Origin of the sequence: Mediterraneibacter sp. 210702-DFI.3.120 (assembly GCF_020561005.1) — a bacterium.
Lineage (GTDB): Bacteria > Bacillota > Clostridia > Lachnospirales > Lachnospiraceae > Mediterraneibacter > Mediterraneibacter faecis.
This window is the reverse complement of record NZ_JAJCNG010000054.1, coordinates 1-2,717: the sequence shown is the minus strand read 5'-3', so window position 1 is coordinate 2,717 and position 2,717 is coordinate 1. Positions and strand designations below refer to the sequence as shown.

General features: G+C 37.7%; 3 protein-coding genes and 1 pseudogene. All 4 read left to right on the top strand.

Annotation, left to right across the window (positions count from 1 at the left end; genetic code table 11):
- Positions 1–39: 39 nt before the first annotated feature.
- Positions 40–558 (top strand): RNA polymerase sigma factor, encoded by a 519-nt coding sequence (locus tag LI162_RS15080; protein WP_005341624.1) that lies wholly within the window; start codon positions 40–42, stop codon positions 556–558.
- The gene (locus LI162_RS15075) at positions 548–1,309 is read left to right on the top strand and encodes a hypothetical protein (RefSeq protein WP_227156864.1); all 762 of its coding nucleotides are present in this window, start codon (positions 548–550) and stop codon (positions 1,307–1,309) included. Before LI162_RS15080 ends, LI162_RS15075 begins: the two co-directional genes overlap by 11 nt.
- Complete coding sequence (locus tag LI162_RS15070; RefSeq protein ID WP_015529833.1) at positions 1,293–2,168, top strand: ABC transporter ATP-binding protein; 876 nt, start codon at positions 1,293–1,295, stop codon at positions 2,166–2,168. The genes LI162_RS15075 and LI162_RS15070 overlap by 17 nt, the downstream gene beginning before the upstream one ends.
- 1 nt (position 2,169) lies before the next feature.
- Positions 2,170–2,717: pseudogene (locus tag LI162_RS15065) on the top strand (ABC transporter permease); the annotation flags it as partial.

The following is a 2,717-nucleotide window of genomic DNA, read 5'->3' as shown; positions in this document are numbered from 1 at the left end:
TATATATATACAGATATTCAATGGAAAGGAGTCTGATGCGTGTTGAGTGATGACGAATTAGTGGAACAGATTCTACTTGGAAATGAAAATGCAGCAGAAGAATTGATAAAACGCTATTATACATCTATTTTGCGTTACTGTAGGTGGCATTGCTCTAATCTGGAAAAAGCAGAAGACCTGACTCAGGAAACATTTTTGAAGTTGTTTAAGAATTTATCCGGATATAAAGGGAAAAAGAAATTTAAGGCTTATCTATACACGATTGCAAATCATTTATGTATTGATGAAAGTAGGAAGGTTGAGTTTTATCCATTAGAAGATGAAGAAAATATAGTGCATGAGTATAACGACATAGTTCGGCTAGAGGATAGGGCAGAGATAAGCTATTTTTTGAATTTTTTATCATCAGAACAAAGGGAAGCAGTCATTCTACGCTTTGGAGAACAACTTAGTTTTGGAGAGATTGCAAAAGTGATGGGATGCAATATGCGAACAGCACAAAGCAGGGTTCGTAATGCTTTAAAAATTATGAGAAAGGAGCAGGAAAATGAAAGATAAAAATTTGAAGGGCTATTTACAGCAATCTTTAGGAGAGGAAGTACAGCCTAAAAGATTAGAGGAAACGATTAAGCTTTGCACTGAAATTGTGCGAGAACAGGAAGTGACTAGGGCAGAACCGAGGACAGGTTTCTTTCACTATCTTTCAGATGTATTTCGTTTTGAAGGTATTCCAATATTTGGTTTGCAGGCAGTAACGTTATTTATAGTTTGTTTAACAATTGCTAGCATTGCAGACGTGCCAAAGAATATACCAATTTTTATGCCGCTGTTTGTATTGGCTATCATACCAGCAATTTTTAAAAGCCAGTATTATGGAATGAGCGAGATTGAAGCGGTAACAAGAGCTTCTGGTGCCCAAATCACGTTAGCAAAGCTGGTTCTGGCTGGGGCGGCTAATTTGGTGTGTATAACAATTCTTTTGTGCATGGAAGTTTATTTGCAAAATTCTTATAAAGAGATTGGACAGATAGTCCTATACTGCCTGGTTCCGTACTTAGTGTGTATGGTTGCGTTGCTACGTTTGATCCGTTTGCAAAAGAAACAGAGTTTACAGACATGTGCGATTGTAATGCTGGGTTCCTGCATTTGTTGGGGGATGTCAGCAAGAATATTGCCATGGTTATATGAAACATCAGCAGTGGGGGTGTGGATTGTTACATTTTTGATTTTTGCTATGTTCTTTATAAATGAAATTCATTATATTGCAGAGATGAGAAAGGAAGGAAAAATGTATGGAATTGTCGCTTGATCGTTTAACAAAACAGTATGGAAGGAAAATAGCGGTAGATTGTGTTAGTGCAACCTTAAAGCCGGGAGTATATGGTCTTTTGGGGGCTAACGGTGCAGGTAAAACAACATTGATGCGTATGCTATGTGCTGTTTTGGAGTCAACCTCAGGGGAGGTATTGCTGGATGGAAAAGAAGTAACTTCGATGGGGGCAGATTACCGGAATGTGTTGGGTTATTTACCACAGGATTTTGGATATTATCCAAATTATACTGCGGTGGAGTTTTTAATGTATATTGCAGCACTGAAAGGAATACCGAAGAATGTTGCAAAAAAACGTGTGACTGAATTGTTGGAGGTAGTTGATTTAAGCCATGTGGCAAACAAAAAAGTAAAAACTTTTTCTGGTGGTATGAAACAAAGAGTAGGAATTGCACAGGCGTTACTTAATAATCCGAAAATCTTGATTTTGGATGAGCCGACTGCAGGACTTGATCCGAAAGAGCGTGTCCGTTTTCGTAATCTGCTCTCAGAGTATGCAGGCGATAAAATTGTAATTCTTTCCACACATATTGTATCGGATATAGAAGCAATAGCAGATGAAGTGCTATTGATGAAAAAAGGAAAAGTTGTATTGCAGGGTACGGTTCCAGAGTTGATTCACAAGGCAAATGGTAAGGTTTGGGAACTTTCTGTTTCTCCACAAGAAGCTAGACAATGGCAGACAAAAACAACGGTTGCTAATTTACGGCACGAAGGAAAAGAAATTATATTGCGTATTATTTCAGACAATATGCCTAGTGAGCGAGCGGTGCCTTGTGAAGCTACATTGGAAGATCTTTATTTATTTTATTTTCCCACAGAGGAAGGAGTGAAATAGAATGGAATTATTTTGGTTAGAGCATAAAAAGTTATGGCGAAAGAAAATTGTTAAAATATGTGTGTTGTTGTGTTTTGTTTATTATGTAATTTTTGGAAGCATACTTTCGTTTCAATGGTTCTGTTTTGGCAGTTCAGGTGACTATACAAGTGCTTTTGGCAATAATTTTGATGGATATACAGTAATAAAGGATAGTCAGGAATATGCACTTTCATTTGGTGGAGAATTGACGGATGAAACCTTGCAGCAAATAGTAAGTGATTATCAGCAAATGGAAGCTGACGGTATGGAGGAAGAACTGGAAAAGACAGACTGGCAGATAGTTAATAGTTGGCTCGGAACATTGTATCCGGAGCTTCGAGATACCAGTAATTATAAAACGATGATAAGCTATGTTGATCCGGATAAGTTAACAGGCTTCTATGAAAGAAGACAGCAGGTACTTGATGAGTTTTTGGAGGTCAGTGGTCAGGTAGGAGCTGAAAAAGAGTTTTTACATCAGATAGAGAGAAAGGTAGAAAAACCATTTCATTATGAGTGGGTAGAAGG

What these genes read in the sequence shown, in the direction of transcription:
- LI162_RS15070 (WP_015529833.1), top strand. Translation starts at nt 1,293, where the DNA reads ATGGAATTGTCGCTTGATCGTTTAACAAAACAGTATGGAAGGAAAATA.
- LI162_RS15075 (WP_227156864.1), top strand. Translation starts at nt 548, where the DNA reads ATGAAAGATAAAAATTTGAAGGGCTATTTACAGCAATCTTTAGGAGAG.